20 protein-coding genes and 2 pseudogenes are annotated in these 25,440 nt (G+C 71.6%); 8 read left to right on the plus strand and 14 right to left on the minus strand.

Features of this window, described 5'->3' with window-relative positions:
• Positions 1 to 94: 94 nt before the first annotated feature.
• The 4 genes from Dvina_RS49470 to Dvina_RS49485 form a co-directional block, all read right to left on the minus strand.
• Positions 95 to 808 carry an NUDIX hydrolase gene (locus Dvina_RS49470; RefSeq protein WP_223098978.1) on the minus strand — a complete coding sequence of 238 codons (714 nt, stop codon included), beginning with the start codon at positions 806 to 808 and terminating at the stop codon, positions 95 to 97.
• 5 nt (positions 809 to 813) lie between these two features.
• On the minus strand, positions 814 to 1,749 hold the full coding sequence (locus Dvina_RS49475; protein ID WP_223098981.1) for an NUDIX domain-containing protein: 936 nt from the start codon (positions 1,747 to 1,749) through the stop codon (positions 814 to 816).
• 61 nt (positions 1,750 to 1,810) lie between these two features.
• Positions 1,811 to 3,364: a glutamine-hydrolyzing GMP synthase gene (gene guaA, locus Dvina_RS49480; protein ID WP_223098984.1), complete on the minus strand. Its 1,554-nt coding sequence runs from the start codon at positions 3,362 to 3,364 to the stop codon at positions 1,811 to 1,813.
• Positions 3,361 to 5,019: an FAD-dependent oxidoreductase gene (locus Dvina_RS49485; RefSeq protein ID WP_223098986.1), complete on the minus strand. Its 1,659-nt coding sequence runs from the start codon at positions 5,017 to 5,019 to the stop codon at positions 3,361 to 3,363. Before Dvina_RS49485 ends, guaA begins: the two co-directional genes overlap by 4 nt.
• Positions 5,020 to 5,095: 76 nt before the next feature.
• Between Dvina_RS49485 and Dvina_RS49490 the strand changes: the two genes are divergently transcribed.
• Complete coding sequence (locus Dvina_RS49490; RefSeq protein WP_223098988.1) at positions 5,096 to 6,334, plus strand: M48 family metalloprotease; 1,239 nt, start codon at positions 5,096 to 5,098, stop codon at positions 6,332 to 6,334.
• A 14-nt stretch (positions 6,335 to 6,348) separates the two neighbouring features.
• Here Dvina_RS49490 and Dvina_RS49495 read toward each other — a convergent pair whose 3' ends face one another.
• Complete coding sequence (locus tag Dvina_RS49495; protein WP_223098991.1) at positions 6,349 to 7,611, minus strand: ABC transporter substrate-binding protein; 1,263 nt, start codon at positions 7,609 to 7,611, stop codon at positions 6,349 to 6,351.
• 318 nt (positions 7,612 to 7,929) lie between these two features.
• On the opposite strand from Dvina_RS49495, the gene Dvina_RS49500 reads away from it, so the two are divergent.
• Together Dvina_RS49500 and Dvina_RS49505 are read left to right on the plus strand one after the other, a co-directional pair.
• Positions 7,930 to 10,611 (plus strand): sensor histidine kinase, encoded by a 2,682-nt coding sequence (locus Dvina_RS49500; RefSeq protein ID WP_223098994.1) that lies wholly within the window; start codon positions 7,930 to 7,932, stop codon positions 10,609 to 10,611.
• Positions 10,608 to 11,027, plus strand: coding sequence for a roadblock/LC7 domain-containing protein (locus tag Dvina_RS49505; RefSeq protein ID WP_246655828.1), 420 nt, complete (start codon positions 10,608 to 10,610; stop codon positions 11,025 to 11,027). The genes Dvina_RS49500 and Dvina_RS49505 overlap by 4 nt, the downstream gene beginning before the upstream one ends.
• Before the next feature lie 206 nt (positions 11,028 to 11,233).
• On the opposite strand, the pseudogene Dvina_RS49510 reads toward Dvina_RS49505, so the two are convergent.
• The 3 genes and pseudogenes from Dvina_RS49510 to guaB form a co-directional block, all read right to left on the minus strand.
• Positions 11,234 to 12,243, minus strand: a pseudogene (locus Dvina_RS49510) (ISL3 family transposase); the annotation flags it as partial.
• A gap of 161 nt (positions 12,244 to 12,404) precedes the next feature.
• A complete protein-coding gene (locus Dvina_RS49515) occupies positions 12,405 to 13,523 on the minus strand; it encodes a GuaB3 family IMP dehydrogenase-related protein (protein ID WP_223098996.1) in 1,119 nt (372 codons plus the stop codon).
• Between the two features lie 43 nt (positions 13,524 to 13,566).
• The gene (gene guaB, locus Dvina_RS49520) at positions 13,567 to 15,066 is read right to left on the minus strand and encodes an IMP dehydrogenase (protein ID WP_223098998.1); all 1,500 of its coding nucleotides are present in this window, start codon (positions 15,064 to 15,066) and stop codon (positions 13,567 to 13,569) included.
• Between the two features lie 122 nt (positions 15,067 to 15,188).
• Here guaB and Dvina_RS49525 point away from each other — a divergent pair, with 122 nt between their 5' ends.
• Positions 15,189 to 15,581, plus strand: a complete 393-nt coding sequence (locus Dvina_RS49525) for a DUF5319 domain-containing protein (protein WP_223099000.1) — start codon at positions 15,189 to 15,191, stop codon at positions 15,579 to 15,581.
• 64 nt (positions 15,582 to 15,645) lie between these two features.
• On the opposite strand, the gene Dvina_RS49530 is transcribed toward Dvina_RS49525, so the two are convergent.
• Positions 15,646 to 16,410, minus strand: coding sequence for a helix-turn-helix transcriptional regulator (locus Dvina_RS49530; RefSeq protein WP_246656694.1), 765 nt, complete (start codon positions 16,408 to 16,410; stop codon positions 15,646 to 15,648).
• A gap of 180 nt (positions 16,411 to 16,590) precedes the next feature.
• Between Dvina_RS49530 and Dvina_RS54980 the strand changes: the two are divergent.
• Positions 16,591 to 16,956, plus strand: a pseudogene (locus Dvina_RS54980) (WhiB family transcriptional regulator); the annotation flags it as partial.
• Between the two features lie 143 nt (positions 16,957 to 17,099).
• On the opposite strand, the gene Dvina_RS49540 reads toward Dvina_RS54980, so the two are convergent.
• From Dvina_RS49540 to groES, 3 genes are all read right to left on the minus strand, one after another.
• Positions 17,100 to 18,608 carry a molybdopterin-dependent oxidoreductase gene (locus tag Dvina_RS49540; RefSeq protein WP_246655829.1) on the minus strand — a complete coding sequence of 503 codons (1,509 nt, stop codon included), beginning with the start codon at positions 18,606 to 18,608 and terminating at the stop codon, positions 17,100 to 17,102.
• Between the two features lie 110 nt (positions 18,609 to 18,718).
• Complete coding sequence (groL, locus tag Dvina_RS49545; protein ID WP_223099006.1) at positions 18,719 to 20,353, minus strand: chaperonin GroEL; 1,635 nt, start codon at positions 20,351 to 20,353, stop codon at positions 18,719 to 18,721.
• A 135-nt stretch (positions 20,354 to 20,488) separates the two neighbouring features.
• Positions 20,489 to 20,803, minus strand: coding sequence for a co-chaperone GroES (gene groES, locus Dvina_RS49550; RefSeq protein ID WP_223099008.1), 315 nt, complete (start codon positions 20,801 to 20,803; stop codon positions 20,489 to 20,491).
• 183 nt (positions 20,804 to 20,986) lie between these two features.
• Here groES and Dvina_RS49555 point away from each other — a divergent pair, with 183 nt between their 5' ends.
• The gene (locus Dvina_RS49555) at positions 20,987 to 22,192 is read left to right on the plus strand and encodes a class I SAM-dependent methyltransferase (RefSeq protein ID WP_223099009.1); all 1,206 of its coding nucleotides are present in this window, start codon (positions 20,987 to 20,989) and stop codon (positions 22,190 to 22,192) included.
• Here the strand turns inward: Dvina_RS49555 and Dvina_RS49560 are convergent.
• On the minus strand, positions 22,152 to 22,898 hold the full coding sequence (locus Dvina_RS49560; RefSeq protein ID WP_223099010.1) for a hypothetical protein: 747 nt from the start codon (positions 22,896 to 22,898) through the stop codon (positions 22,152 to 22,154). The genes Dvina_RS49555 and Dvina_RS49560 overlap by 41 nt on opposite strands.
• A 17-nt stretch (positions 22,899 to 22,915) precedes the next feature.
• Between Dvina_RS49560 and ybaK the strand changes: the two genes are divergently transcribed.
• Both ybaK and Dvina_RS49570 read left to right on the plus strand, forming a co-directional pair.
• Complete coding sequence (ybaK, locus tag Dvina_RS49565) at positions 22,916 to 23,410, plus strand: Cys-tRNA(Pro) deacylase (protein ID WP_223099011.1); 495 nt, start codon at positions 22,916 to 22,918, stop codon at positions 23,408 to 23,410.
• Positions 23,411 to 23,423: 13 nt separating this feature from the next.
• Entirely contained in the window at positions 23,424 to 23,720 is a 297-nt protein-coding gene (locus Dvina_RS49570; protein ID WP_380028151.1) for a DUF1707 SHOCT-like domain-containing protein, read from the plus strand.
• Here the strand turns inward: Dvina_RS49570 and Dvina_RS49575 are convergent.
• Entirely contained in the window at positions 23,652 to 25,439 is a 1,788-nt protein-coding gene (locus Dvina_RS49575) for an ABC transporter ATP-binding protein (RefSeq protein WP_223099013.1), read from the minus strand. The genes Dvina_RS49570 and Dvina_RS49575 overlap by 69 nt on opposite strands.
• Position 25,440 lies beyond the last annotated feature (1 nt).

Raw genomic sequence — 25,440 nt, forward strand, 5'->3', positions numbered from 1 at the left:
CGATGCCTCAGGTAGGAAACCGCCGGTTAGGACGAACCGTAGAACTACTCAGTGTAGTTTTTTGTTAACCTCTAGTCCATTGTAACGACGCTTGTCACTCGCTCGTTGCGGACAGTCCTGTAGCCCACTGGACAACTTCGGTGACCGTCAGGCCCGCTACCTCGCCGGGCTCGAACCAGGCCGCGCCGGCTGTCGATCCGCCGACCTCCTCCGTCACGCTCGGTGTCGATGGCTCAGGCACCAGCACCCGGTAGAGGGCACGGACGGCGTGCCAGTTCATGGGGTACCCCTCCGGCCCCACGAGCCCCGAGGAGCGCCTGTGTGTCACGCCGAGCAGCTCGACGATCCGGCCGCGCTGACCCGTCTCCTCGTACAGCTCCCGCAGCAGCGCGTCGGCCGGCTGCTCGCCGACGTCGGTGCCGCCACCGGGCAGGTGCCACCGGCCGGCGCCGGGGAAGCCCTTGGCGATCTCGGTGAGCAGGACGCGGCCGGCCGGGTCGGTGACGTACCCGTACGCCGCGAACCGCTGGCCCTTCGGCAGGTCGGAGCGCGCCTCGACGAACGCGTCGGCCACCTCACCGGCGGAGGCGGGGACGACGTCGTAGACGACCCGGTCCTCGTGGAGGCCGGGCGTCGTCAGTGCGAGCACTTCCCGTACCCGCGAAACGACAACCGGTGTGCCGGAGCTCTCACGGAACAGCCGCACCACGGCGGACGCCGGGTTTTCGCCGTGGCGGATCGGTCCGCCGATCTCCTCGGCCGCGTCCGGCAGCCGGCCGTAGACGGTGATCACCCGTGTCTGCGTCATGGTGATCAGCGTAGGCCGACCCCGCGGAGGGCCTCCTCCGTCACCTCGGTGAGGGGCAGCTCGTCGAGCTCCTCGGGGTCGAACCAGCGGGCCTCCGCGGTCGAGCCGCCGACGTCGTGGATCACCGGGCGGCTGGAGCGGGCGACCTGGACGCGGTAGAAGGCGCGCACGCCGTGCCAGTCGATTGGGTAGCCCTCGGGGCCGAGCTGGGCGGCGTCGCGGTGGCTGGCCACGCCGAGCAGTTCGACGATCTTCCCCTCCTGGCCGGTCTCCTCGACAAGCTCGCGGATGAGGGCGACTCCGGGCTGCTCGCCGAAGTCGGTGCCGCCGCCGGGCAGGTGCCAGCAGCCGCCGCCCGGATACCCGTCGGAGATGCGGGTGAGCAGGACGCGGTTGCGCCGGTCGGTGCACACCGCATACGCGGCGAAGCGCTGGGCCCGGTGCAGCCCGTCGGGGCCGGGCACCGCATAAAAGGACGGGATCTGGGGGGTACCGTCAGGGCGCACATCGGCCGCCGCCTCCGGCAGACCGAGCGCGTCGGCGGTGAACCGGCGCAGCGGCAGCGTCTTGGCCTCCTCCAGCGTCACCCAGCGGGCCAGGTCGGTGGGCTGGCCGACCCGGTCGCGCAGCGCACCGCCGCGGACCGACACCTCGTAGATGAGCCGGTCGGTGTGGATCGTCAGCTCACGGGCCGGCAGCGCCCGCATGTCGGCGAGCACGTCGCGCAGCTTGACCACGGCGACGGACAGGCCGGTCTCGGCGGCGGTCTCCCGCACGACGGTGTCGACCGGGTTCTCACCGTGGTCGACGGCGCCGCCGGGCAGCGACCATACGCCGGGCGTTCCGGACTTGGCCGAGGCCCGCACGAGCAGGAACGTGTCGCCGTCCGCGCATACGCAGTAGGCCGCGATGCGCCGCAGCGGTTGTAACGCTGGAGTCACGGAGATAAATTGTCCGGCTTTTGACGGCCAGAGCAAGAGGTCAGACACCCTGAAGAGGGATTCATTCCCATTCAATGGTGCCCGGCGGCTTGGACGTAACATCCACGACCACGCGGTTGACCTCCCGGACCTCGTTCGTTATCCGGGTCGAAATCTTGGCGATCAGCTCGTGCGGCAGCCGCGACCAGTCGGCGGTCATCGCGTCGTCGCTCGAGACCGGGCGCAGCACGATCGGGTGCCCGTAGGTGCGGCCGTCGCCCTGGACGCCGACACTGCGGACGTCGGCCAGCAGCACCACCGGGAACTGCCAGACGGTCCGGTCCAGGCCGGCCGCGGTGAGCTCCTCGCGGGCGATGAGGTCGGCCGCACGCAGGATCTCCAGCCGCTCCTCGTCGACCGCGCCGATGATCCGGATCGCCAGGCCCGGCCCCGGGAAGGGGTGGCGCATGACGATCTCCTCGGGCAGGCCCAAGGCGGCGCCGATCTGGCGGACCTCGTCCTTGAACAGCGTCCGCAGCGGCTCGACCAGCTGGAACTGCAGGTCGTCGGGGAGCCCGCCGACGTTGTGGTGCGACTTGATGTTGGCCGTGCCGGTGCCGCCGCCGGACTCGACGACGTCCGGGTAGAGCGTGCCCTGGACGAGGAACTCGACGTGGTCCTCGGCGTCGAGCTCGCGGGCCGCGGCCTCGAACGTGCGGATGAACTCGCGCCCGATGATCTTGCGCTTCTGCTCCGGGTCGGTGACCCCGGCCAGCGCGCCGAGGAACGTCGCGGACGCGTCGACCACCTTGAGGTTGATCGCGGTCGCGGCGACGTAGTCCTTCTCGACCTGCTCGGCCTCGCCCGCCCGCAGCAGCCCGTGGTCGACGAAGATGCAGGTCAGCTGGTCGCCGACGGCCTTGTGCACGAGGGCCGCGGCCACGGCGGAGTCGACGCCGCCGGACAGCCCGCAGATCACCCGCTTGGTCCCGACCTTCTCCCGGATCGCCGCGACCTGCTCCTCGATGATGTTGTTCGAGGTCCAGGTCGGCTCCAGGCCGGCGATGTCGTAGAGGAACCGGCGCAGGATCTCCTGGCCGTGCGGCGTGTGCGCGACCTCGGGGTGGAACTGCACCCCGGCCAGGCGGCGCTCGGTGTCCTCGAACGCGGCGACCGGCGCGCCCGGCGAGCCGGCGGTCACGGTGAAGCCGGCCGGGGCGGCGGTGACGCAGTCCCCGTGGCTCATCCAGACCGACTGGTGGGCTTCCAGGTCGCGCAGCAGCACTCCCCCGCCGGCCGCGATCGTCAGCGGGGTCCCGCCGAACTCGCGGTTGCCCGTGTGGGCGGCCTCGCCGTGCAGGGCGACGGCCATCGCCTGGAAGCCGTAGCAGATGCCGAAGACCGGCACGCCGGCCGTGAACAGCGCGGGGTCGACCTGCGGCGCGCCCTCCTCGTAGACCGACGAGGGGCCGCCGGACAGCACGATCGCGGCGGGGCGCTTGGCCAGCATGTCCGCGACGGGCATCGAGCTCGGCACGATCTCCGAGTAGACGTTCGCCTCGCGCACCCGGCGGGCGATCAGCTGGGCGTACTGGGCCCCGAAGTCGACGACGAGAACCGGTGGAGGCGTTGTCATGCCGAAAAGGGTAGTCGCAGCGCCGCCGGTGCCTCCGCCGGGACCGCGGGACGTGACGGAGGTATCGGCGCGACCGGGCGGTAGCGCGCGCCCAGCTCGGGGCGCGGGTCGGGCTCGCCTCGGTTGGGCCACATCGACGCCGCCCGCTCGGCCTGGGCGGCGATCGTCAGCGACGGGTTCACCCCCAGGTTGGCCGAGACGGCGGCGCCGTCGGCCACGTGCAGCCCCGGGTGGCCGAACACGCGCTGGTAGGCGTCGACGACACCGGTCTGCGCGGAGTCACCTATCGCGCAGCCGCCGAGGATGTGCGCGGTGAGCGGGATGTTGAACACCTCCGACCAGCCGCCGCCGGGCAGTCCGCCGATCTCCTCGGCCAGCAGGCGGACCGCCTCGTTGCCGGCCGGGATCCACGCCGGGTTGGGCTCGCCGTGCCCCTGCGTCGTCGTGAGCCGCCGCCGCCCGGTCCACGAGCGCCTGTAGTGCACGTCGAGCGAGTTGTCGAGGGACTGCATGACGAGCGCGATCACCGTCTTGTGCGACCAGCGGTGCACCGAGAGGACCCGCAGGTGCCGGATCGGGTGGCGGAAGAACGCGCCGAACCAGCGCAGCGGGCGCCACGGTCCGCCGTCCGTGAGCACGGTCTGCAGCAGGCCCATCGCGTTGGAGCCGGGGCCGTAGCGGACGGGCTCGATGTGCGTGCGCGCATCCGGATGAAACGAGCTCGTGATGGCCACACCATCGGTGAAGTCGGTCCCCTTCCGCAGGGACCGGGCGCCGACGATCGACTCCGAGTTGGTCCGGGTCAGCTTGCCGAGCCTTGGTGAGAGCTTGGGCAGTACCCCCTCGGCCTGCATTTTGAGCAGAAGGCGCTGGGTGCCGAGCGCTCCGGCGGCGAAGATCACCTGGTCCGCTTCGAACTGCCGGCGACGGCGGCGCCGGTCCGTCCCCCGGGTCGCGACGACGTAACCGCCGCCGGCCGCGGGCCGCACCTGCGTCACCGTCGTGAGCGGGTGCACGCTGACACCGAGCCGCACCGCCAGGTGCAGGTAGTTCTTCACCAGCGTGTTCTTGGCGCCGACGCGGCAGCCGGTCATGCAGGAGCCGCAGTGCTCGCAGGTCTGGCGGATCGGGCCGGCGCCGCCGAAGTAGGGGTCGACGCCGGGCCGGCCGAAGTACACGCCGACCGGTGTGGGGTGGAAGGAGTCGCCGACGCCCATCCGCTCGGCGACCTTGCGAAATGCGCGGTCGGCGGCCGTGGTGCGGGCGTAGGTCGTCACCCCCAGCATCCGCTCGGCCTGGTCGTAGAACGGGGCGAGCTCGCGCTCCCAGTCCGTGATGGCGCGCCACTGCGGATCGTCGTAGAAGGCCGGCATCGGCCGGTACAGCGTGTTGGCGTACACCAGCGAGCCGCCCCCGACCCCGGCGCCGGCCAGCACGAGCACGTTGCGCAGCATGGTGATCCGCTGGATGCCGAAGCAGCGCAGCGCCGGCGCCCACAGGAACCGCCGGGCATCCCACGATGTCTTGGGAAACTCGTCGTCGGCGAAGCGGCGCCCGGCCTCCAGGACGGCTACCGAATACCCCTTCTCGGCCAGCCGCAACGCCGTCACACTGCCGCCGAACCCGGACCCGATCACCACAACGTCGTAGCGCATGCCCCATGATACTCACCGGTAACTTAGTCGGAAGCCCCTTCGGTTTCCGCGGTCGATTGCGGCAGACTGGGCAACTATGGCGAGACTTCCCGGCGGGCTGCCCGTCTGGCGTGGTCGCCGGCTGCTGGGTGGCGCGGAACCGCCGTCGTCACCGCCCACCCTGCCGGCCGTCGATGCGGCTCATCACGCGGCACTGCACTCGGTGGTCCTCGACGCGCTGAAGTTCGCCGACGCGGCCCCGCCGCACTCGGTGCACCTCGGCGGCGCGGCCACCGTCCGCACCGACGGCGGCTTCCTGGTCATCGGCCTGCCGCTGGTCTGGGGCCTGTCGGGCGACGAGCTGCGGGTGCTGCTGGCCCACGAGCTGGCCCTGCCGCCGTCGCGCCACCCCGACCTGGTCCGCAACCTGCTCAACGCCCGCCGCCACACGGCCCACTCGGAGAAGGCGGCCGCCCGCCACGCCCGCCTGGTCGGGGCGACGGGCGAGCTCCTGGCCGAGGCCGAGCAGGTCCGCGACGCCACCGCGATCACCGCCGCCGGCGGCGGCCTCTCCGCCGTCGAGGACGCGGCCCGGGCCCTGCTCAAGGCGGCCGCGACGGAGGCGGGCTTCGCCGCGTTCGCCGCCGCACCGCTGGCCTCCGGCACCGCCCCGACCCTCGACACCGGCTCCCTGCCCACGACCGCCATCGTCCGGGCCGAGGACCTGCACGCGGCCTGGCAGCTGCGCCTGGCCCGCTGGGGCGCCCCGGCCGCCCGCCTCTCCCGCGAGGACCTGGCCGCCCGCCACCCGGGCCTGGCCGAGGAGCTGCTCACTCCGTCGATCGTCTCGCTCGTCACGCTGGACCCGGACGCGGTCCCCCTCGACGAGCTGGGCCCGGCCACCCTGCGCACCCTGGCGGCCGAGGTGCTGCCGGACTCGGCCGACCCGTGGGTCCGCCTGGCCGACCTGCCGGTCGAGTCCTACCTGCCGGACGTGGAGCGGCGGGCCCGGCAGTACGTCGAGGCGGTCACCGAGGTCCTGGGCCGCACGCCCGACGACCGTGACGAGCTGGCCGGGACGCTGCTGCGCCGCCCGGTGGACGTGGAGCGAGCCCGGCGCGGCCTGCCGCCCGAGGCCGACGCGGAGACACCCCCGCCGTGGATGGGCGCGGCGCTGCTGGCGGTCGTGGTGGAGTACGCCCTGCTCCGCAAGGGCTGGCGGCGCGAGCACCCGCTGCTGCCCCGCTGCCTGGTCGCGCCCGACTCGGCGTCGAGCATCGACCTGAACGAGCTGGTGCGCAGCGACCCCGGAGCCCTCGTCACCCACCTCGGGTAGGCCGGGCCCGCCGCCTACAGCGCGAGGGCCTGGCTGAGCGCCAGCTCGGCCGGGTGAATGAGCGTGTAGCCGTTCTGCGTGCGCTGCTCCACGACCCCACCGGCCAGCTGGTTCACGCCGTTGCCGTCGAAGCGGACGCCGTTCCAGGGCATGATCATCTGGGTCGCCGGGAGGTTCAGCTGCTGCACGGCGTTGCGGACGGCCTGCTTCGAGTATTCGGCCGACTGGTCCATCGCCAGGGCCAGCGTGAGCGTCGCCATGAACGCGTCGGCCGCCACCTCGGTCAGCTTCGTGTGGAACGCCTGCTCGAACATCGCGCCGATGACCTGGGCGATCGGGTTGCGGGCGGCGAACTCGTTCGACCAGCCGGAGGCGCGCAGGGCCGTCGGGTTCTTCACGGCGTCGAGCGCGCCGACGGCCGGGCCCATGGCGATCACCGGTGCGGTGCCCTTGAGCTTCACGGCCAGGTCGTTGGCCGCGCTCGCCTCGGCCGGGCTGGTGACGACGGCGAGGACCGCGTCGCCCTTCTGGACCTGGCCGTTGGGCTGGCCGGCCTCGCTACCGGTGAGCGGCAGGATCTTGTCCTTGCCGGCCACGTCGTAGCCGGCCGCCTGGCTGAGGTCCTCGATGGAGTTCTTGAGGCTGGCGACCTCGTCGCCGAGCGGGCCCGCCGGCGTGCCGGCCGCGGTGACGATCCGCTTGATCTGCTTGTCGCCGCCCCGCTGGCGGTAGAGCAGGTCGAGCGCGGTGGTGACCTCGCGGCGGTCGGTGGGCTGGATGCGGAAGTGCCCGGTGCGGTTGAGGTCGCCGAACGTGTCCGAGGTGCTCAGCGCGTCGACGAGCGAGACGCCCTGCAGGTCGGCGACCCGGCTGGTGGCCAGGGCCACGTCGATCGTGTCGGCCAGGACGAGCCCGAGGGCACCGTCGTCGATGAGCTTGCCGGCCTCTTTCTCGATCTTCTCCGGCGCACTCTCGGTGTTGCCGGTGAGCAGCGTCAGCTTGGTGCCGTTGCGCAGGCCGGCCCCGGCGCCCAGGGGCAGCGGCAGCGGCTTCGTCGGAATGTCCCGGTTGACCACCTCGATGGCCAGTTTGGCGCCCAGGGTGGCCTGCTGGCCGAGCTGCGCGTTGGGGCCGCTCGTCGGGACGAGCAGGCCGATGGCCACGGTCGTGGGCGCGGTCGCGGCCGGCTTCTCCGCACCGGAGGTGCAGGCCGACATGAGTAACGCCGACGCCAGCACCAGGGCGGTCACTGCGGGCCGCAGGCCCCGGGTGAGCACGGCGTATGACTCCTCGCGAAGCGTGGCTGGTCGGACGGCCGTATCCTTCCCCTCTGGTCAATGGCTAGCAAGTCCGGTGTCCGGCTTCGAGTATTGTGACCTGCGCCACTATGAGGCGGTTGGACAGTCGCCGCAACCCTGGTTTGATAAGTCCCGCACGCTGCTCAGCAGCGCGATGACGCATGCGAAAGGTGTGGAGGGGTGCAGACCTTCGCTACGCCGCCTTCGACGAGGGCTCCGGCCGTCGTGATGAAGGTGAACAGCCATCGCCGTCGGCGGCCGGGGGAACCGCAACGGCGCAGCGCATCGCTTTTCCGGGTGCGCGACTGGCGCGTGCCCACGAAGCTCGCCGCCGTCCTGGTGCTGCCCGCCGTGGCCTTCCTGGTGATCGCCGGCGTGCAGATCAACGTCTCCGTGCAGGACGCGACGAAGCTGGACCAGTTCGCCCAAGGGGTCAAGGTCGGCCGCCAACTGACCGATCTCATCCACCAGTTGCAGCTGGAAAGGGACCGAACGGTCGGATTTATTGCCAAGTCGAACGGCGGCGCTCAGCCGTCCGGCGCGAACCCGGCCGCCGACGACCTGGCCTCCAGCCAGGCGGCGACCGACGCCTCACTGCGCGCCTTCTCCGAGCAGGCCCGCCCGCTGCTGCGCAACCCGATCTTCAGCGGTGTGCAGAACCGGATGGCCGCCGACTTCACCGACCTCGGCCTGGTCCGCGACGGCGTGGCGCACCGGTGGCTTCGCGAGGAGGCGGTCTTCGACCAGTACTCCATCACCATCCAGCACCTCTTCGAGCTGGTGCCGGACCGGCCCGACATCGGCGGCGACTCGCAGTCGGTGGCCGAGGTGGCCTCGCTCATGGACCTCGCCCAGGCCAAGGAGCTCAAGGACCAGCTGCGCGGGCGGATCTTCGCCGCGGCCAGCGCCGGCAAGTTCGCGCCCGACGACTTCGAGACGTTCTCCGAGATCCAGGCCCGGCAGATCGCCGCGGTCGAGCGCTTCCGCAGCTCGGCCAGCCCGCGCCACCTCGCGATCTACGACAAGAACCTGCGCCAGTCAGCCGTCTCGACTGTCGCCCGGCTCCAGCAGGACATCATCTCCCGGGCCCGGGGCGCCGCGGTCGGCGTCAGCGCCGAGGACTGGTGGCGGGCCAGCACCCAGGAGCTGGAGTATCTGCGCAGCATCGAACGGCTGATGCTCGAGGACGCGATCAAGGGCGCCGGTGACCGCAGCGGCACCCAGCGCACCAACGCGATCGTCGCCACCTCGGCGATCGTGCTGGTCATGCTGCTGGCGCTGCTGTTGTCCTGGCTCATCGGCCGGTCGATGGCCCGCTCCCTGCGCCAGCTGCGGGCCCAGGCCCTCGACGTGGCCCAGCACCGCCTGCCCGAGGCGATCCAGCGGCTGCGGACGCTTCCCCGGGGCGAGACGGTGACCGTCGACACGACCACCCGGGTGCGCTCGTCCGACGAGATCGGCGAGGTCGCCGACGCGTTCACCGCCGTGCACCGCAGCGCGGTCAGCCTGGCCGTCGAGCAGGCGGTCATGCGGCGCAACGTCAACTCGATGTTCGTCAACCTGGCCCGCCGGTCGCAGACGCTCGTCGAGCGCCAGCTGCAGCTGCTCGACCAGCTGGAGTCGGCCGAGACCGACCCGGAGCAGCTGGCGAACCTGTTCCGGCTCGACCACCTGGCCACCCGCATGCGCCGCAACGACGAGAACCTGCTGGTCCTCGCGGGTAGTGAGGCGACGCGACGATGGGCCCAGCCGGTGTCCCTGTCGGCCGTGATGCTGGCGGCGATGGCGGAGATCGAGCAGTACGCCCGAATCCGCCACGACGTGTCGAACGACGTGTTCATCGTCGGCCACGCCGTATCCGACATCGTCCACCTCTTCGCCGAGCTGCTGGAGAACGCGACGACGTTCTCGCCGCCCGACACGGTGGTGACGGTCACCGGCTGGCCGGCCCAGCAGGCCCGCGAGGCCACGATCGTCATCGAGGACAAGGGCATCGGGATGACCGACTCCGGCCTCATCGAGGCCAACGAGCGCGTCTCCAGCCCGATCGCGATCGACGTGGCCGCCTCGGAGCGGATGGGCCTGGTCGTGGTCGGCCACCTCGCCGACCGGCACGGCGTGTCGGTGCGGCTGACGGCGAGCGAGAGCGGGGTCACGGCGTACGTGACGCTGCCGGCGCGCCTGCTCGCGGCCGCACCGGACGGCGCCGGGCTCTACGGCAACAATCCGGCCGGCCGGCTCGCCGGCGCCGCCCGCCTGCCGATCCCGGTCGAGGGCGGCGTCGACGCCGGGGACACGACCGGCCCGGAGCCGGAGGGGCCGACAACGGCGCTGCCCGCGCTGACCGCCGGCCCCGCCACCGACTCGGAGCCGGCGGCCGGCGACGAGGCGGACCCGGACGTGCCGGCGGTCGCCGCGCCGCCGGTGCCGCAAGAGGCTCCCGTGTCGGCGGTACCCGTCTCCGCGGTGCCGGTCTCCGCAGCACCGGTCTCCGCGGTACCGATCTCCGCGGTGCCGGTTTCGGCGGCCCCCACCTCCGCCCCACCCAACGGCGGTCCGGCAAATGGGGCGAAGCCCCGCCCAGCCCGGGCCGAGGAGATCATCGGGGCGGCGACCCGCGGCACCAACGGCGCGCCCGCCCCGGCCGCGAAGGGCACCCGCTGGTGGTCGCGCGGCGGCGGTGGCGGAGAAGCGCCGAGGCCGGCCATCAAGATCCCGGCCCAGCGCGAGCCGGTCACGGCCGGCACGAGCAACGCGGGCCTGCCGATCCGGGTCCCGCTGGCCCAGCTGCCGGGCGACCCCAACGAGCCGGCTCCGGCGCCGGAGGATACCCAGCCGGTCACCATGCCGCACACCGAGCCGGACCCGGCCAGCGTGGGCAGCATGCTCACCCGGTTCTACAGTGGCGTGCATCGGGCCGCGAACGAGGACGAGGTCCCCACGGTGCCGATCAACGAACATCGAGGGAGCACGGCGTGACCCTGAGCCAACAAGCACGGGACCTGAGCTGGCTGATCAACGCGTTCACCGAGCGGGTGCCCGGCATCGCCCATGCTGTTGTCGTCTCTTCCGACGGCCTGCTGGTGGCCGTCTCGGACCATCTGCCCCGTGACAGCGCCGACCAGCTGGCCGCGGTCACGTCGGGCCTGGTCAGCGTCACCAGCGGCGCCGCGCGGATCTTCGACGGCGACGAGGTCAAGCAGACGGTGGTCGAGATGGGCCAGGGCTTCTTCCTGGTCATGTCGATCCGCGACGGCTCGATCCTGGCCACGCTGGCAGGGCGCGACGCGGACATCGGCGTTGTCGGCTACGAGATGGCCCGCCTGGCCAAGCAGGCCGGGGAGATGCTGACGCCGGCGCTGCGGGCCGAGCTCCAGCAGGCGCTGCCCCGGTAGTCGCCATCCCCCGACAGCACCTCCGGGCGAGCCCGGGACGGTTCTCCAGCCGTCTCGAGCTCAACCTGGCCCAATCGTGCGAATACCCCGTCCGGCGAAAAGTCCGATATGTCGAGGCGCGCAGCGCCCGACATATCGCTCCCCGGAGCGCCAGGTGCGCACAAAAGGGCTCTCTTGACTGATCTGTGGGTTGGTTGGGGTGGCCATCGCCCGTGCAGGGTGGGTCGGTGGCCGCCCAGGCAGAGCATGGCCAAGGAGATGAGCGCGCCGGCGGAGTGGAACCCGAACGCCATCCGGGTGATCAGCCGGATTTTGGTGTTCGTCGACTCGATCCGGCCGTTGGACAGACCCGTCGGTGATGGTGGCCAGGATCGCCGCACGGTGAGCGGTGATGCGGCGTTGCAGGGTGACGAACGCCGGGATCCGGCTGCGGCGGGCCCAGCTGGTCCACGGGTCCAGGGCTACCACGGCGTCGTCCGGACTGACCTTGGCGATCTGGAGCACTGCCCGTAGCCCTTCCTTGAGCAGGTGGGCGCGGTAGAGCATCGGGCTGGTCCTGGCGATCCAGGCCAGCTTGGCGGTCTGTTGCTCGGTGAGGTTGCTGGGGTTCTTCCACAGCGCCCACCGGCAGCGTGCGTGCGTGCCGCGCCGACGGCTCGCTGGGTGGTCTTGCCCGGGCCCTGCACGTGCCGTCTGCTGCCGCCCGCTTCGTGGCGGGCGAGGTTCCACGCCTGCCGGCGTACCTGATCGAGGGCGTCGGTGGCCCAGGACACGACGTGGAACGGGTCCGTGCACACGACCGCGGCCGGACAGCGGCGGGCGACGACATCGGCGATCCAGTCCGCCCGCCAGCGGAGATGTGGATGATCTGCGCGCTGCGCGCGGTCCCCAGCGCGTCGAAGAACGCCCGCAGCGTGGCCCGATCACGGCCTGAGCTGGCCCGTACCAGCCGGCCGGAGTCGTGACAGACCACCACGGTCAGGTACTTGTGACCCTTCTTCCAGGAGATCTCGTCGATGCCGATGCGGCGCAGCCGCCACCACGACCCCGTGCCACGAACAGCACACCCGCGGCGCGTCGGCCTCCACGAACACCCGCACCCGGCCCAGGTCCAGCGCCCGCCAACGACGGCGCCCTCACTGTCGTCGAAGACGACACACTCAACGACCGCCTTCTCGACTCCCGCCAGCCGGGCCCATAACCTCGCCCTACGCACGCCGTCCTCCCGCCACCTCAGCTCCGACCTTCGACAAGCCAGAACCTAGGCAGGACAACGGCGTGCGCTATTCACGACGCGCTGCACCACCCACAGAAGCGTCAGGTGAGCCACAAAAGGAGGCCCTAAGGCCCCCTCAGTGTGAAATTTACAGATTCGCGCTATTTGTCAAGAATCAGACCGACCTTCTGGAACTCCTTCAGGTCGCGGTACCCGCACTTCGCCATCGCCCGCCGCAGACCGCCGAAGAGGTTCAGTGCGCCGTCCGGGTCCTCGGAGGGGCCGTAGAGGACCTTCTCCAGGGTGCCGAGCGTGGCCTCGGCCGAGCCGAACGAGCCGCGCGGCAGCTTCGGGTGGCTGGCCGCCGAGTGCCACCAGGCTCCGCCGGCCGGCGCGGTCTCGCTGCGCGACAGCGGCTCGCCGACCATCACCGCGTCGGCGCCGCAGCCCAGGGCCTTCGCGATGTCGCCCGAGGTCTGGATGTTGCCGTCGGCGATGATGTGCACGTAGCGGCCGCCGGTCTCGTCCAGGTAGTCGCGGCGCGCGTCGGCGGCGTCGGCGATCGCCGTCGCCATCGGCACCCGGATGCCGAGCACCCGGTCGGTGGTCGACCACTCGTCGGCGCCGATGCCCACGATGACGCCGGCGGCGCCGGTGCGCATCAGGTGCAGCGCGGTCTGGTAGTTGGTGCAGCCGCCGACGATGACCGGCAGGTCGAGGTCGGCGATGAACTCCTTGAGGTTGAGCGGCTCGTCGGTGGTCGAGACGTGCTCGGCCGAGACAAGCGTGCCCTGGATGACCAGGATGTCCACGCCGGCGTCGAGGATGACCGGGGCGAGGGCCAGCGTGTGCTGCGGCGAGACGCGCACGGCGACGGTGATGCCGCCGTCGCGCATCTCCTTGACCCGCTCGCCGATCAGCTCCGGCTTGATCGGCTCCGCGTAGACCTCCTGGAGGCGGGCGGTGGCCGGCGACTCGTCGTCGAGCCCGGACAGCTCCTCCAGGATCTTGGTCGGGTCGGCGTAGCGGGTCCAGAGCCCCTCGACGTTGAGCACGCCGAGCCCGCCGAGCCGCCCGAGCGCGACAGCGGTGGCCGGGCTCATCGTGGCGTCGGAGGGGTGGGCCACACATGGGATCTTGAACGGGTAGGCGTCGAGCTGCCAGTTCGTGGACACGTCGTCGACGTCGCGGGTGCGGCGCGTCGGGACGATCGCGATGTCGTCCAGGTGGTACCCCCGCCGGGCGCTCTTGCTCAGCCCGATCTCGACCACGTCACGCATTGTCAGCTCCTGTTAATCCGGGGTGTACACCGCGCACAAGTATCTAGCGCGAGTGGTAGTTCGGGGCCTCGACGGTCATCTGGATGTCGTGCGGGTGGCTCTCCTTGAGCCCCGCAGCGGTGATCCGGATGAGCCGGCCGCGCTCGTGCATGTCCGGGACCGTGGCCGCGCCGACGTAGCCCATGCCGGAGCGCAGGCCGCCGACCAGCTGCTGAGCGACCGAGGAGAGGGGGCCGCGGTAGGCCACCTGGCCCTCGATGCCCTCGGGGACGAGCTTGTCGTCGGAGTTGACGTCGTCCTGGAAGTAGCGGTCCTTGGAGTACGAGCGGGCCTGGCCGCGGGACTGCATGGCGCCGAGCGAGCCCATGCCGCGGTAGGTCTTGAACTGCTTTCCGTTGATGAAGATCAGGTCGCCCGGGCTCTCCTCGCAGCCGGCCAGCAGGCTGCCCAGCATGACGGTGTCGGCGCCGGCCGCGATGGCCTTGGCGATGTCGCCGGAGTACTGCATGCCGCCGTCGGCGATGACCGGAACTCCCAGCGGCGCACAGGCCCGGGACGCCTCCATGATGGCCGTGATCTGCGGCACACCGACACCGGCGATGACCCGGGTGGTGCAGATCGAGCCCGGCCCCACGCCGATCTTGACCGCGTCGGCCCCGGCCTCGGCGAGCGCCTTGGCGCCCTCGTAGGTGGCCACGTTGCCGCCGACGACGTCGACCGACGTCTCCTTCTTCAGCCGCTGGACCATCTCCACGACCTGCCGGTTGTGGCCGTGGGCGGTGTCGACCATGACGATGTCGAGCCCGGCGTCGATGAGCGTGCGGGCCCGCTTGTAGGAGTCCTCGCCAACGCCCACCGCGGCGGCCACGCGCAGCCGGCCGGCCTCGTCCTTCGTCGCGTGCGGGAACTTCTCGCTCTTGGAGAAGTCCTTTACGGTGATCAGCCCGCGCAGCTTGCCGGCGCCGTCGACGATCGGCAGCTTCTCGACCTTGTGCTGGCGCAGCAGCGCGAGGGCCTGGTCCTTGCTCACGCCGACCGGTGCGGTGATGAGCGGCGCGACGGTCATGATCTCGCGGACCCGGATGTTGGGGTCGGACACGAAGCGCATGTCGCGGTTGGTGACGATGCCGACGAGCTGGCCGTCGGTGTCGGTGACCGGCACACCGGAGATCCGGTAGCGCCCGCAGAGCCGGTCGACCTCGCCCAGCGTGTCGTCGGGCGAGCAGGTCACGGGGTTGGTGACCATGCCGGCCTCGGACCGCTTCACCAGGTCGACCTGGATGGCCTGGTCCTCGATCGACAGGTTGCGGTGCAGCGTGCCGATGCCGCCGTTGCGCGCCATGGCGATCGCCATCCGGGCCTCGGTGACGGTGTCCATGGCTGAGGACACCAGCGGTATCCGGAGGGTGATGTTGCGGGTGACCCGGCTCGACGTGTCCACAGCGCTCGGGACGACGTCCGACTCGCCCGGAAGCAGCAGCACGTCGTCAAAGGTCAGGCCCAAAGGCAGCACGTCAGGTCGCGAGAAATCCATGAAGCGCATCCCAGCTCTCGGTCGTCCGGCGGGTGCGTCTCATCGTACTTCTGCCCCGGCGGCGCACCCGTCCGCCATGGCAGAGCCGTGCCCGGGCCCACATCGGGGCCGAAAAGGTCTACCGTTGAGGCGTGCACGAAGAGCCCATCGACCCGTTCGCCGGCGACCCGGCCGATCCCTCGGCCGAGCTCGACGAAAGCGGGAACGAAGACCCGTTGACGGCCGCCGAGCGCCAGGACGTTCTCGAGGACCTTGCGGACCTCGAGATCTACCAGGCGCTGCTCACGGCGATCGGCGTGCGTGGGCTCGTGATCGAGTGTGAGGACTGCCACGAACCGCACTATTTCGACTGGGACCTGCTGCGGGGCAACTTGAAACACCTGCTCACGTCCGGTCGTCCCCGTGTGCACGAGCCCGCCTTCGACCCCGACCCCGACCATTACGTCACATGGGAGTACGCGCGGGGTTACGCTGACGGGGTCCACGACGCACTCGCGAGTGCGACCGACGACGGTGAAAGCTGATCTGCCCGTCGTTTAGGTTTGCCGGGCGGCGGGTACCGCTGCGGCATGCCCAGGATGGCCCTCGCTAGCTCACGAGCCCGGCTCGGAACGCCGCCGCTACGGCGTGTGCCCGGTCGCGTGCACCGAGCTTCCGGAACAGCCGGCGAGCGTGCGTCTTGACCGTATCCTCGGAGACGAACAGCTCGCGGCCGATCTCGGCGTTGCTCTTGCCGTCCGCCATCCCGCGCAGCACCTGCAGCTCGCGCTCGGTCAGCTCGACCCGCCGCCGCGGGGGCTCGCCGGCAACGTCGCCGCGCTGGGCCGGCACGCCCGCTCCGGCGACCCGCGCCCCGGGCACCCCGACAGCGGTCCTGGCCGCGCCGGGCGGTAGCCCGCGGCCGGCCTGCATCATGCCGCCCGCCGCCTGGGTCGGCGCACCCATGCGCGCCTGCAGCACCGGCTCGCCGTTGCCGCCGCGGCCCACCTGGCTCAGCACCAGCAGCACCGCCTTCGCCAGCGTCGTGACCGGGTCCGCCGTGTCGACGCGGATGACCGCCCGCGCGCCGGCCGCGATCGCCGCGGCGGCCGCCCGGGGCTCCTCCGTGCCGAAGAAGACCACCGTCGCGCCCGGCGCCACGGCCAGCACGCGGCGGGAGAACTCCGCGCTGTCGGGCCGGGCCAGCGTCGGGTCCGCCAGCACCAGGTCGGCCGGCTGCTCAGAAAGACGCGCCAGGGCCTCGACCATCGTGACGGCGGTCCGCACCGCGTGTGCCACTCCCAGCCTGGCCGCGGCTGCGGCGACCGTCTGTGCCGCGACCTGTGTTCGCACACACACCAAAATCGTACGCACCGTCGTGCTCCTCTCTCTCGTAGAGAGAAACACGAAAAGGCGAGATCTAGACGCGGTTTCGCAGCGATTGGCCTTCGAGAAATTGACCGACGACATGCCGTTACCTGTGGCGGTCTCGCGCGTTGTACAGGGATTGTGCAACGCACGAATTCCAGGCCACATGCCTGGAAGGAGGAGCGAATGACGAATGTTACTCGCCTGCCCGGTCCGATCGCGGACATTTGGGACTGGCAGCGACTCGGCCTGTGCCGCGGGCGTGACAGCGCCCAGTTCTTCCATCCGGACGGTGAACGCGGCGCGTCGCGCGGCCGCCGGGAAACGGCCGCCAAGAACGTCTGCCGGGCGTGCCCGGTCCGCGCGGAGTGCGCGGCCCAGGCGCTGACGACCCGCGAGCCCTACGGCGTGTGGGGCGGCTTCACCGAGGGCGAGCGGCTCCGGCTGCTGGCGCTGGGCTGGGAGGACGCGGCCGACCGCCGCAACACGCGGGTCGACGTCGCGCGCCTGGAGGCCAAGCTGGGCCTGCGCCCGACCGCACCCACGCCGGCCCCGAACGCGGGCGCTCAGCAGCCGCTGCGCGCCGTGCCGGGCCGCCCGGGCTCGACGCACCCGGCGCCGGGCGTGCCCTCGCAGCGGCGCCCGCAGGTGTCGGCCGGCAACTCCCGGTCGCGCACCGCCGCCCGGTAGAGCCGCTACTTCACTTCCACGTCAATCGAGTGCCAACCCGTGGCGCCGTCGGGGTCCGGCGGCGCCACGGCGTCGGTCTGCGTGTCGCCGCCGTTGTCCGTGGCCCGCACGGTGATGCGGTGCTTGCCCGGGGTGGCCGGCCACTTGAACGTCCACTGGCGCCAGGTGTCGATCGACGGCACGGGCAGCAGCGTCGCGCTCTGCCAGGGACCGTCGTCAACCCGAATCTCCACCTTGGAAATGCCGCGCCGCTGCGCCCAGGCGACGCCGCCAATCATGATCTCGCCGGCCCGTGGACTGCTCCCGTCCCGCGGCGTGTCGATTCTTGACTCGGTCTTGATCGGCCCCTGCGCCGACCATCCGCGCTTGATCCAATAGGCGTCGAAATCGGCGAACGACGTCAGCTCCAGTTCGACGAGCCATTTCGTCGCGGAGACGTACCCATACAGACCCGGCACCACCATCCGCACCGGGAAACCGTGCTCGACCGGGAGCGGCTCCCCGTTCATGGCGATCGCGAGCATGGCGTCGCGCCCGTCCAGCAGGGCGGCGGTCGGGGTGCCCGCGGTGAACCCGTCGATCGAGCGGCTCACCACCTGGTCGGCGCCCGCCTTGGGCCGGGCCTCGGCCAGCAGGTCGGCCACCCGCACGCCCTGCCACTTGGCGTTGCTGATGAGGTTGCCGCCGACCTCGTTGGAGACGCAGGCCAGGGTGATGTACCGCTCGATCATGGGCCGCTTCAGCAGCTCGTCCCAGCTGATCGTGAGCTCCTTCTCGACCCGGCCGTAGATGCGCAGCTTCCAGTCCTCGGTGGTCAGCTGCGGCACCACGAGCGCCGTGTCGATCTGGTAGAAGTCCTTGTTCGGCGTGACGAACGGGGCCAGATCGGGCAGCGTGGCGTCGGCGTCGGGCGGCAGCGGCGCCACGGTGTTGGGCGGCACGCTGGGCAGCTGGACGTTGGCCCGGTCCGCCTCGACCCCGCGCCGCGTCGACCACCAGCGGCTGGCGAACCCGAGCACGGCCGCGCCGAGCAGCGTATATCCGGCCGAACGCAGAAACGCGCGGCGCTCCTCCGGGTCGGCGTTGTCGCCGGCCTCGAGCGTGAACAGCCAGTGCAGCACGCCGGCACCCGCAGCCGCTCCGACAAGGGTGGGGACGAAGGCGTACCAGGGCGCATTGTGGCGGCTGAGGGCGGCGGCGATCCCGATGACCCCGAAGACACCGATGCCGAGATATCCCCACAGGCGCCGCTGCCGCGCCAGCACCCCGATCCCGGCGGCAAAGGCGGTCAGGACGACGAGCGTCCCGATGCTCAGAGCCAGCTTGTCGTAGGTGTAGAAGACCGCGACCGCGAAGTCCTTGACCTTGGCCGGAACCGCGTCGATGACCACGCCACCGACGCTGACCAGAGGCGACGTGGTGGCCCCGGTGAGAATCGCGACCGCCTCGGCGACCCCGACCGCTACTCCCGCGGCGGCGATTCCGGCCAGGGCGGCGAACCTGCGAGTGTGCACGCCCTAAGCATGCGGCGGTCATCCCGGCCGCACCAAGCCATGTAATGGGACGCTAAGAAATGCGAGGGCCCCGAGCGATGATCGCCCGGGGCCCCGTGTTGCAAGTCCGGTCAGAAGCCCGGGCCGTGCGAGTGGCCGTGACCGTGGCCACCGGCGGGAGCCGGCTCGGCGGCGGCCGGCTTCTCGACGATCAAGCTCTCCGTGGTGAGCAGGAGAGCGGCGATCGACGCGGCGTTGGAGACCGCGCTGTGGGTCACCTTCACCGGGTCGACGATGCCTGATTTGACCAGGTCGACGTACTCGCCCGTGGCCGCGTCGAGGCCGTGGCCGAAGTCGAGCGCCTTGACCTTGCCGACCACGACGTAGCCGTCGAGGCCCGCGTTCTGGGCGATCCACCGCAGCGGCTCGACCAGGGCCTTGCGCACGATCGACACGCCGACCTTCTCGTCGCCGGTCAGGCCCAGGTCGCCGTCCAGGACGGAGGCCACCTGCGCGAGAGCGGCGCCGCCGCCGGGGACGATGCCCTCCTGGACCGCGGCCTTGGTCGCCGAGATGGCGTCCTCGATGCGGTGCTTGCGCTCCTTCATCTCGACCTCGGTCGCCGCGCCGGCCTTGATGACCGCGACGCCGCCGGAGAGCTTGGCGATGCGCTCGTTCAGCTTCTCCTTGTCCCAGTCCGAGTCCGACGCCTCGACCTCCTTGCGGAGCTGCTCGACGCGCGCGGTCACCTCCGACTGCTCGCCGCCGCCGTCCACGATCGTGGTCAGGTCCTTGGTGACCACGACGCGCCGGGCGGTGCCGAGCTGGTCCAGGGTGGCGCTCTCGAGCTTGTAGCCCAGCTCGGGAGCGATCAGCTCGGAGCCGGTCAGGATCGAGATGTCCTGCAGCATCGCCTTGCGGCGGTCGCCGAAGCCGGGGGCCTTGACCGCGACGACCCGGAAGGTCTTGCGGATGGCGTTCACGACGAGGGTCGACAGGGCCTGGCCCTCGACGTCCTCGGCGATGATCAGCAGCGGCTTGCTGTTCTGGACGATCTTCTCCAGGAGGGGCAGCAGCTCCTCGATGGCGGAGATCTTCTGGGTGGTGAGCAGGACGTACGCGTCCTCCAGGACCGCCTCCTGCGCCTCGCCGTCGGTGACGAAGTGCGGGGAGATGAAGCCCTTGTCGAACTGCATGCCCTCGGTGATCTCGAGCTCGGTGGTGAGCATCGAGCCCTCTTCGACGGTGATGACGCCGTCGCGGCCGACGCGCTCCATGGCCGAGGCGATCAGGTCGCCGATGGTGGCGTCCTGGGCGGAGATGGTGGCGACCTGGGCGATCTCGGTGTGGCTGTTGACCGGGGTCGACTTCTCCTTGAGCGCCTTCACGACCGCGGCCGTGGCCTGCTCGATGCCGCGCTTGATGCCGGCCGGGTTCGCACCGGCGGTCACGTTGCGCAGGCCCTCACGGACCAGCGCCTGCGCCAGCACGGTGGCGGTCGTCGTGCCGTCGCCGGCCACGTCGTTGGTCTTGGTGGCGACTTCCTTGACCAGCTGTGCGCCAAGGTTCTCGTAGGGGTTGGCGAGCTCGATCTCCTTGGCGATCGTCACGCCGTCGTTGGTGATGGTCGGGGCGCCGAACTTCTTGTCCAGGACGACGTTGCGTCCCCGGGGGCCAAGCGTGACCTTGACCGTGTCGGCCAGGCGGTTGACGCCGTGCTCCAGAAGGTGGCGCGCCTCGTCGGAGAAGCTCAGGATTTTCGCCATGCTTGTTGATTCCCTTCAAAGCGACACCGCCCCGGAGCCGACAGGCGACACATGCCTCGTCGGTCGAGGCGTAGTCGACCGGCGGCTCGCGCCTACGCGCGGTCCGGGGCGGTGGCCACTGCTTCTAGAAAACTCTTACTTCTCGATGACGGCGAGCACGTCGCGGGCCGAGAGCACCAGGTACTCCGAGCCGGCGTACTTGACCTCGGTGCCGCCGTACTTCGAGTAGATGACGGTGTCGCCGACCTTCACGTCAATCGGGACCCGGTTGCCCTTGTCGTCGATGCGACCCGGGCCGACCGCGATGACGGTGCCCTCCTGGGGCTTCTCCTTCGCGGTGTCCGGAATGACGATGCCCGAGGCGGTGGTCGTCTCAGCCTCGTTGGCCTGGACCAGGATGCGGTCCTCGAGCGGCTTGATCGCAACCTGCGTCGCGGTAGTCACGGGCATACCCTCCTGGGGTATCGAGCTTGCTTATCGAGTGCCCGGTGAAGCCGTCGTCGCGGGTGCCGGCCCCGGCCGGGTATGTCTGGCACCCTCGGCATGAGAGTGCTAACTCGGAGGTTATGCCGGTGGCTAGCACTCCGTCAACTAGAGTGCCAGACACGCCACGAAATCACCCGAGGAAAAACCGTGCGCTTAGAGGACGTTCAGGCCCTGACCAGCGCGGACGGGCAGGATGCGCTGGCCGCCGCGGCCACGCTGGCGGCAAGCTCGCCGCTGGTGGCGGCCGAGAAGCTGCGCGCGCAGGGCTTCTCGCCGGCCCTGGCTGCCGCGGCGCTCACGCAGGCCGAGCTGCGGCGCCGGGCGGTGGCGAAGTTCGGCCCCGACGCGCAGCTGATGCTCTTCACCCGGGCCGGCCTGGAGCAGGCGACCCGGGCCCCGGTGGCGCGGCGGCGGGCTGAGCGGCTGGCCGCGGCCGGTGCGCGCCGGGTGGCCGACCTGGGCTGCGGCGTGGGCGCGGACACGATCGCGTTCGCGCGGGCCGGGCTGCGGGTGCTGGCCGTGGACGCCGACCCCGTGACGTCCGCCGTGACCGCCGCCAACGTCAAAAGCCTCGAACTGGACGATGTCGTACTCGTAGAAGCCCGCGACGCCACCGAAACCCCTCTGGTCGCGGTGGAAGCGGTGTTCTGCGACCCGGCCCGCCGGACGTCGGGCGGCCGCCGGGTGTTCGACCCGCGCGCCTACTCCCCGCCGTGGGACTTCGTCACCGCCCTGCCCGCCCGGGTCTCCAACACCGTGCTGAAGCTCGCGCCCGGCATCGACCACGCCCTGTTGCCGAAGGGCGCCGAGGGCGAGTGGGTGTCGGTCGACGGCGACGTGGTGGAGGCGGCCGCCTGGTGCGGCCCCCTGGCCGAGGTGCCCCGGCGGGCCACGCTGCACCGGGGCGACCAGATCCACGAGCTCACCGGCGGCGGCGACCGGCAGGCCCCGGTCGGCCCGGTCGGCGCCTACCTCTACGACCCCGATGGCGCCGTGGTCCGCTCGCACCTGGTGGCGGAGCTGGCGGAGCAGCTCGACGGCCACCTGCTCGACGAGTCGATCGCCTACGTGACCACCGGGTCGGATGTGCCGACACCCTTCGCCCGGAAGTACGAGATCATCGACCGGCTGCCCATCGCCCTCAAGAAGCTGCGCGCCGCACTCCGGGAGCGCGGCGTCGGCGCCCTGCAGATCCTCAAGCGCGGCTCCGCCCACGACGTGGACGAGCTGCGCAGGCAGCTGAGGCTGGAGGGTGGGGCGAGCGCCTTCCTCGCGCTCACGAGAATCGCCGGCGAGCCGGCCGCGCTCCTGCTCAGACCAGCGGATGGCCCAGGCGGCGCTGCAGGTCGTTGAGCGTGTCCGCGGCCAGGAGGTCCGGCGAGCGCAGGCCCAGCTGGCTCAGCAGCTGCCGGCCCGTGTCCCGGCACATCTCGTAGGTCAGGCGGTCGTTCAGCCAGCGCAGCCACTCCACGATGTCGTTGATGTAGAAGGCCACGATCTGCTCGGAGTTGCGCTGCCGCCGCTCCTCGGCCACCACCAGCAGCGCCGCCGCCAGTCGCCGGTGCGCGAAGTCGTGGCCGCTCAGCGCGTCGGCGAACGCGTCGGCCCGGTGCCGGGGCGCGGTCGGCGAGACGGTCAGCTTGGGAAACGGCGGCTCGCCGGCGGTCCACACCTGGGCGCTGCGCGGCACGAACTCGGGCTCGAACACGATCTCGACCCGGGACGCGTGGCCGGGGTCGTCCACCGCGACCAGGACCCGCGGGCAGTGGCTGGTGACCTTCGTGACGTACCGCGAAAGCCCCGACCCCTCCTCGACGCAGAACTTGGCGTCCGGCAGCTTGAGCGGGCCGTCGAAGACCAGCTTGCCGACCCGCGGCCCGGCGCCCTGCCACAGCCGCACCCGCACGGGACCGACCTGCGGGCGGGCCGCGATGCGCACGTGGTGCTCGGTCGCGGTGACCGGGCCGTCGCCGTCGAACACCGCCAGGTCCACGCTGCTCGTCGCGCCCAGGAACAGGTGGCCGTGGCCGAGGTACAACTGGACCGAGCCGATCTGCATCTCGCTATTGTGGGCCAGTGGCGAGCAAGGGTACCCCGGCGACCGCGATGCTGACACGCGCCAAGATTGCGTTCACCCCGCACACCTACGAGGTCGACCCCCGGGCGGCGTCCTACGGCGAGGCCGCCGCCGCGGCGCTGGGCGTGGAGCCGACCCGGCTGTTCAAGACCCTGGTGACGACCGTCGACGGGCAGCTCACCGTCGGCGTGGTGCCGGTCTCGGCGTCCCTGGACCTCAAGGCCCTCGCGTCCGCGGTCGGCGGGAAGCGGGCGGCGATGGCCGAGCCGGCCGCGGCCGAGCGGGCCACCGGCTACGTGACCGGCGGGATATCCCCGGTCGGCCAGCGCTCCCGGCTGCCGATCGTGATCGACGCCTCGGCCGAGGAGCTGGCCACGATGTACGTCTCCGGCGGCCGCCGCGGCCTGCAGATCGAGCTCGCCCCGGCCGACCTGGTACAGGTCACGGGCGCGACCCTGGCGCCGATCGCGTCGCGGCCGACGGCATCGTCGTGAAACCATGACGGCCGTGCGGGCATCGGACGAGGACCGGCGACGCGTGATCGGTGTGCTCCAGCGGCACACCGAGGAGGGCCGCCTGACCCTGGAGGAGTTCTCCGACCGGGTCGGGACCGTGTATGCGGCGAAGACCCTGGACGACCTGCGCGCGGCCGTCGTCGATCTGCCGGCGATCACCTCGCTGAAGAAGCCGGCGCCGACACCGCCGCCGGCCGCGTCGGCGCACGACCGCCAGCTGCTACTGACCTTCGGGCTGGCGATCGCCGCCGTGGTGATCATCGGGATCATCTACGCCCTGCTGAAGTGACAGGCCGTGCCACGAGCGCCACAGCGCGGCGTAGGCCCCGCCGGCCGCGACCAGCTCGTCGTGGCTGCCCAGCTCGCTGATCCGGCCGTCCTCGACGACGGCCACCCGGTCGGCGTCGTGCGCGGAGAAGAGCCGGTGCGCGATCGCGATGACCGTGCGCCCCTCGAGGGCCCCGGCCAGCGACCGCTCCAGGTGACGGGCCGCCCGCGGGTCGATGAGCGACGTCGCCTCGTCCAGGACGAGCGTGTGCGGGTCGGCCAGCACCAGCCGGGCCAGGGCCAGCTGCTGGGCCTGGGCGGGCGACAGCGACAGGTCCGCGGTGTCCAGCCCCTCGGGCAGCGCGAGGGCCCAGTCCAGCGCGTCCACCGTCTCCAGCGCGGCGCACAGCTCGGCGTCGGTCGCACCCGGCCGGGCGAGCGTCAGGTTGTCGCGGAGGCTGCCGATGAACACGTGGTGCTCCTGGGTGACGAGCGCGACGTGGCCGCGCAGCTCGTCGAGGGGCAGTGCCTCCAGGGGTACCGTCCCGAGCTCGACCGCGCCCGCCCGCGGCGCGTGGACGCCGGCGAGCAGCCGCCCGAGCGTTGACTTGCCGGCTCCCGAGGGCCCGACCATGGCGAGCCGCTCCCCGGGCCGCACGGCCAGGTCAATGCCGTGCAGGACGTCGCGGCCGTCCACATAGGAGTACCGCACGTCCCGAGCCACCAGCACCTCGTCCACCGGCTTCGGCCCGTCCGCGGGCACCGGGGCCCCGGCCGCCGCCCGCACCCCGATGACCCGGGCGAACGACGCCTGGCCGAGCTGCAGCATGTCGATGTAGCTGAGGATGCGGTCGAGCGGGTCGATTATCGACACGAAGTAGAGCACCGCGGCCGTCACCTGCCCGACCGAGGCCCACCCCTCCATCACGAACCAGCCGCCGGCCAGCAGCGCGACAGCGGCCGGCACCGCGTAGCCGAACTCGGAGAGCGGGAACCAGAGCGTGCGCAGCTTCAGCGTGTACATCGCGGCCGCGTAGGTGCCCTCCAGCTGCTCCTGCGTCCGCCGGATCCGCCGCTGCTGCCAGCCGAGGGTCTCCACGGTCCGCGCGCCCTCGACCGTCTCGGCCAGTCCGTCGGCCATCCGGGCCAGGGCCGCCGTCTCGCGCAGATATCCGGCGTTGGCGCGGTTGAAGTACCACCGCGAAGAAAGGTAGATGACAGGCACGCCGACGAGCGCGGGCAGCAGCAGGATCGGCCCGACCAGACCCACGGCGGCGAGCGTCAGCAGCATCTGCAGCCCGCTGACGACGATCATGGGCAGCGCGATCTGGACGGAGTCCGACGTCTGCGCCACGTCCCGCGAGGCCCGGCTGAGCAGGTCGCCCGTCCCGGCCCGCTCCACCGTTGACAGCGGGATCGCCAGCACGCCGTCGACGAACTCCTCGCGCAGCCGGGCCAGCACCCGCTCGGCCAGCTGTGCCGCCGCGACCCGCGCGCAGCGCACCAGCACCGCCTGCGCGACCACGAACCCGGCGATGGCCAGCGCGATCCGGTCGACGGTCACGGTCGAGGTGCCCGCGGCCACCCGCTCGACGAGCAGGCCCAGCAGCGGCGGTGCGGCCAGCCCGGCGGCAGCCCCCGTCACGTGCAGGGCCAGCACCCCGGCCAGCCGCCCCGGATAGTCGGTGAACAGCGCCCGCAGATAGGCCCGCACCTGCGGCCGCGACGCGATCGGCAGCACC

It is taken from the genome of Dactylosporangium vinaceum, from assembly GCF_019904175.1.
Lineage (GTDB): Bacteria > Actinomycetota > Actinomycetes > Mycobacteriales > Micromonosporaceae > Dactylosporangium > Dactylosporangium vinaceum.

Bases quoted from the DNA above. Each gene is read 5' to 3' on its own strand.
- Dvina_RS49470 (WP_223098978.1), bottom strand. From the start codon at position 808: ATGACGCAGACACGGGTGATCACCGTCTACGGCCGGCTGCCGGACGCG.
- guaA (WP_223098984.1), bottom strand. From the start codon at position 3,364: ATGACAACGCCTCCACCGGTTCTCGTCGTCGACTTCGGGGCCCAGTAC.
- Dvina_RS49485 (WP_223098986.1), bottom strand. From the start codon at position 5,019: ATGCGCTACGACGTTGTGGTGATCGGGTCCGGGTTCGGCGGCAGTGTG.
- Dvina_RS49490 (WP_223098988.1), top strand. From the start codon at position 5,096: ATGGCGAGACTTCCCGGCGGGCTGCCCGTCTGGCGTGGTCGCCGGCTG.
- Dvina_RS49515 (WP_223098996.1), bottom strand. From the start codon at position 13,523: ATGCGTGACGTGGTCGAGATCGGGCTGAGCAAGAGCGCCCGGCGGGGG.
- guaB (WP_223098998.1), bottom strand. From the start codon at position 15,066: ATGCGCTTCATGGATTTCTCGCGACCTGACGTGCTGCCTTTGGGCCTG.
- groL (WP_223099006.1), bottom strand. From the start codon at position 20,353: ATGGCGAAAATCCTGAGCTTCTCCGACGAGGCGCGCCACCTTCTGGAG.
- groES (WP_223099008.1), bottom strand. From the start codon at position 20,803: ATGCCCGTGACTACCGCGACGCAGGTTGCGATCAAGCCGCTCGAGGAC.
- Dvina_RS49560 (WP_223099010.1), bottom strand. From the start codon at position 22,898: ATGCAGATCGGCTCGGTCCAGTTGTACCTCGGCCACGGCCACCTGTTC.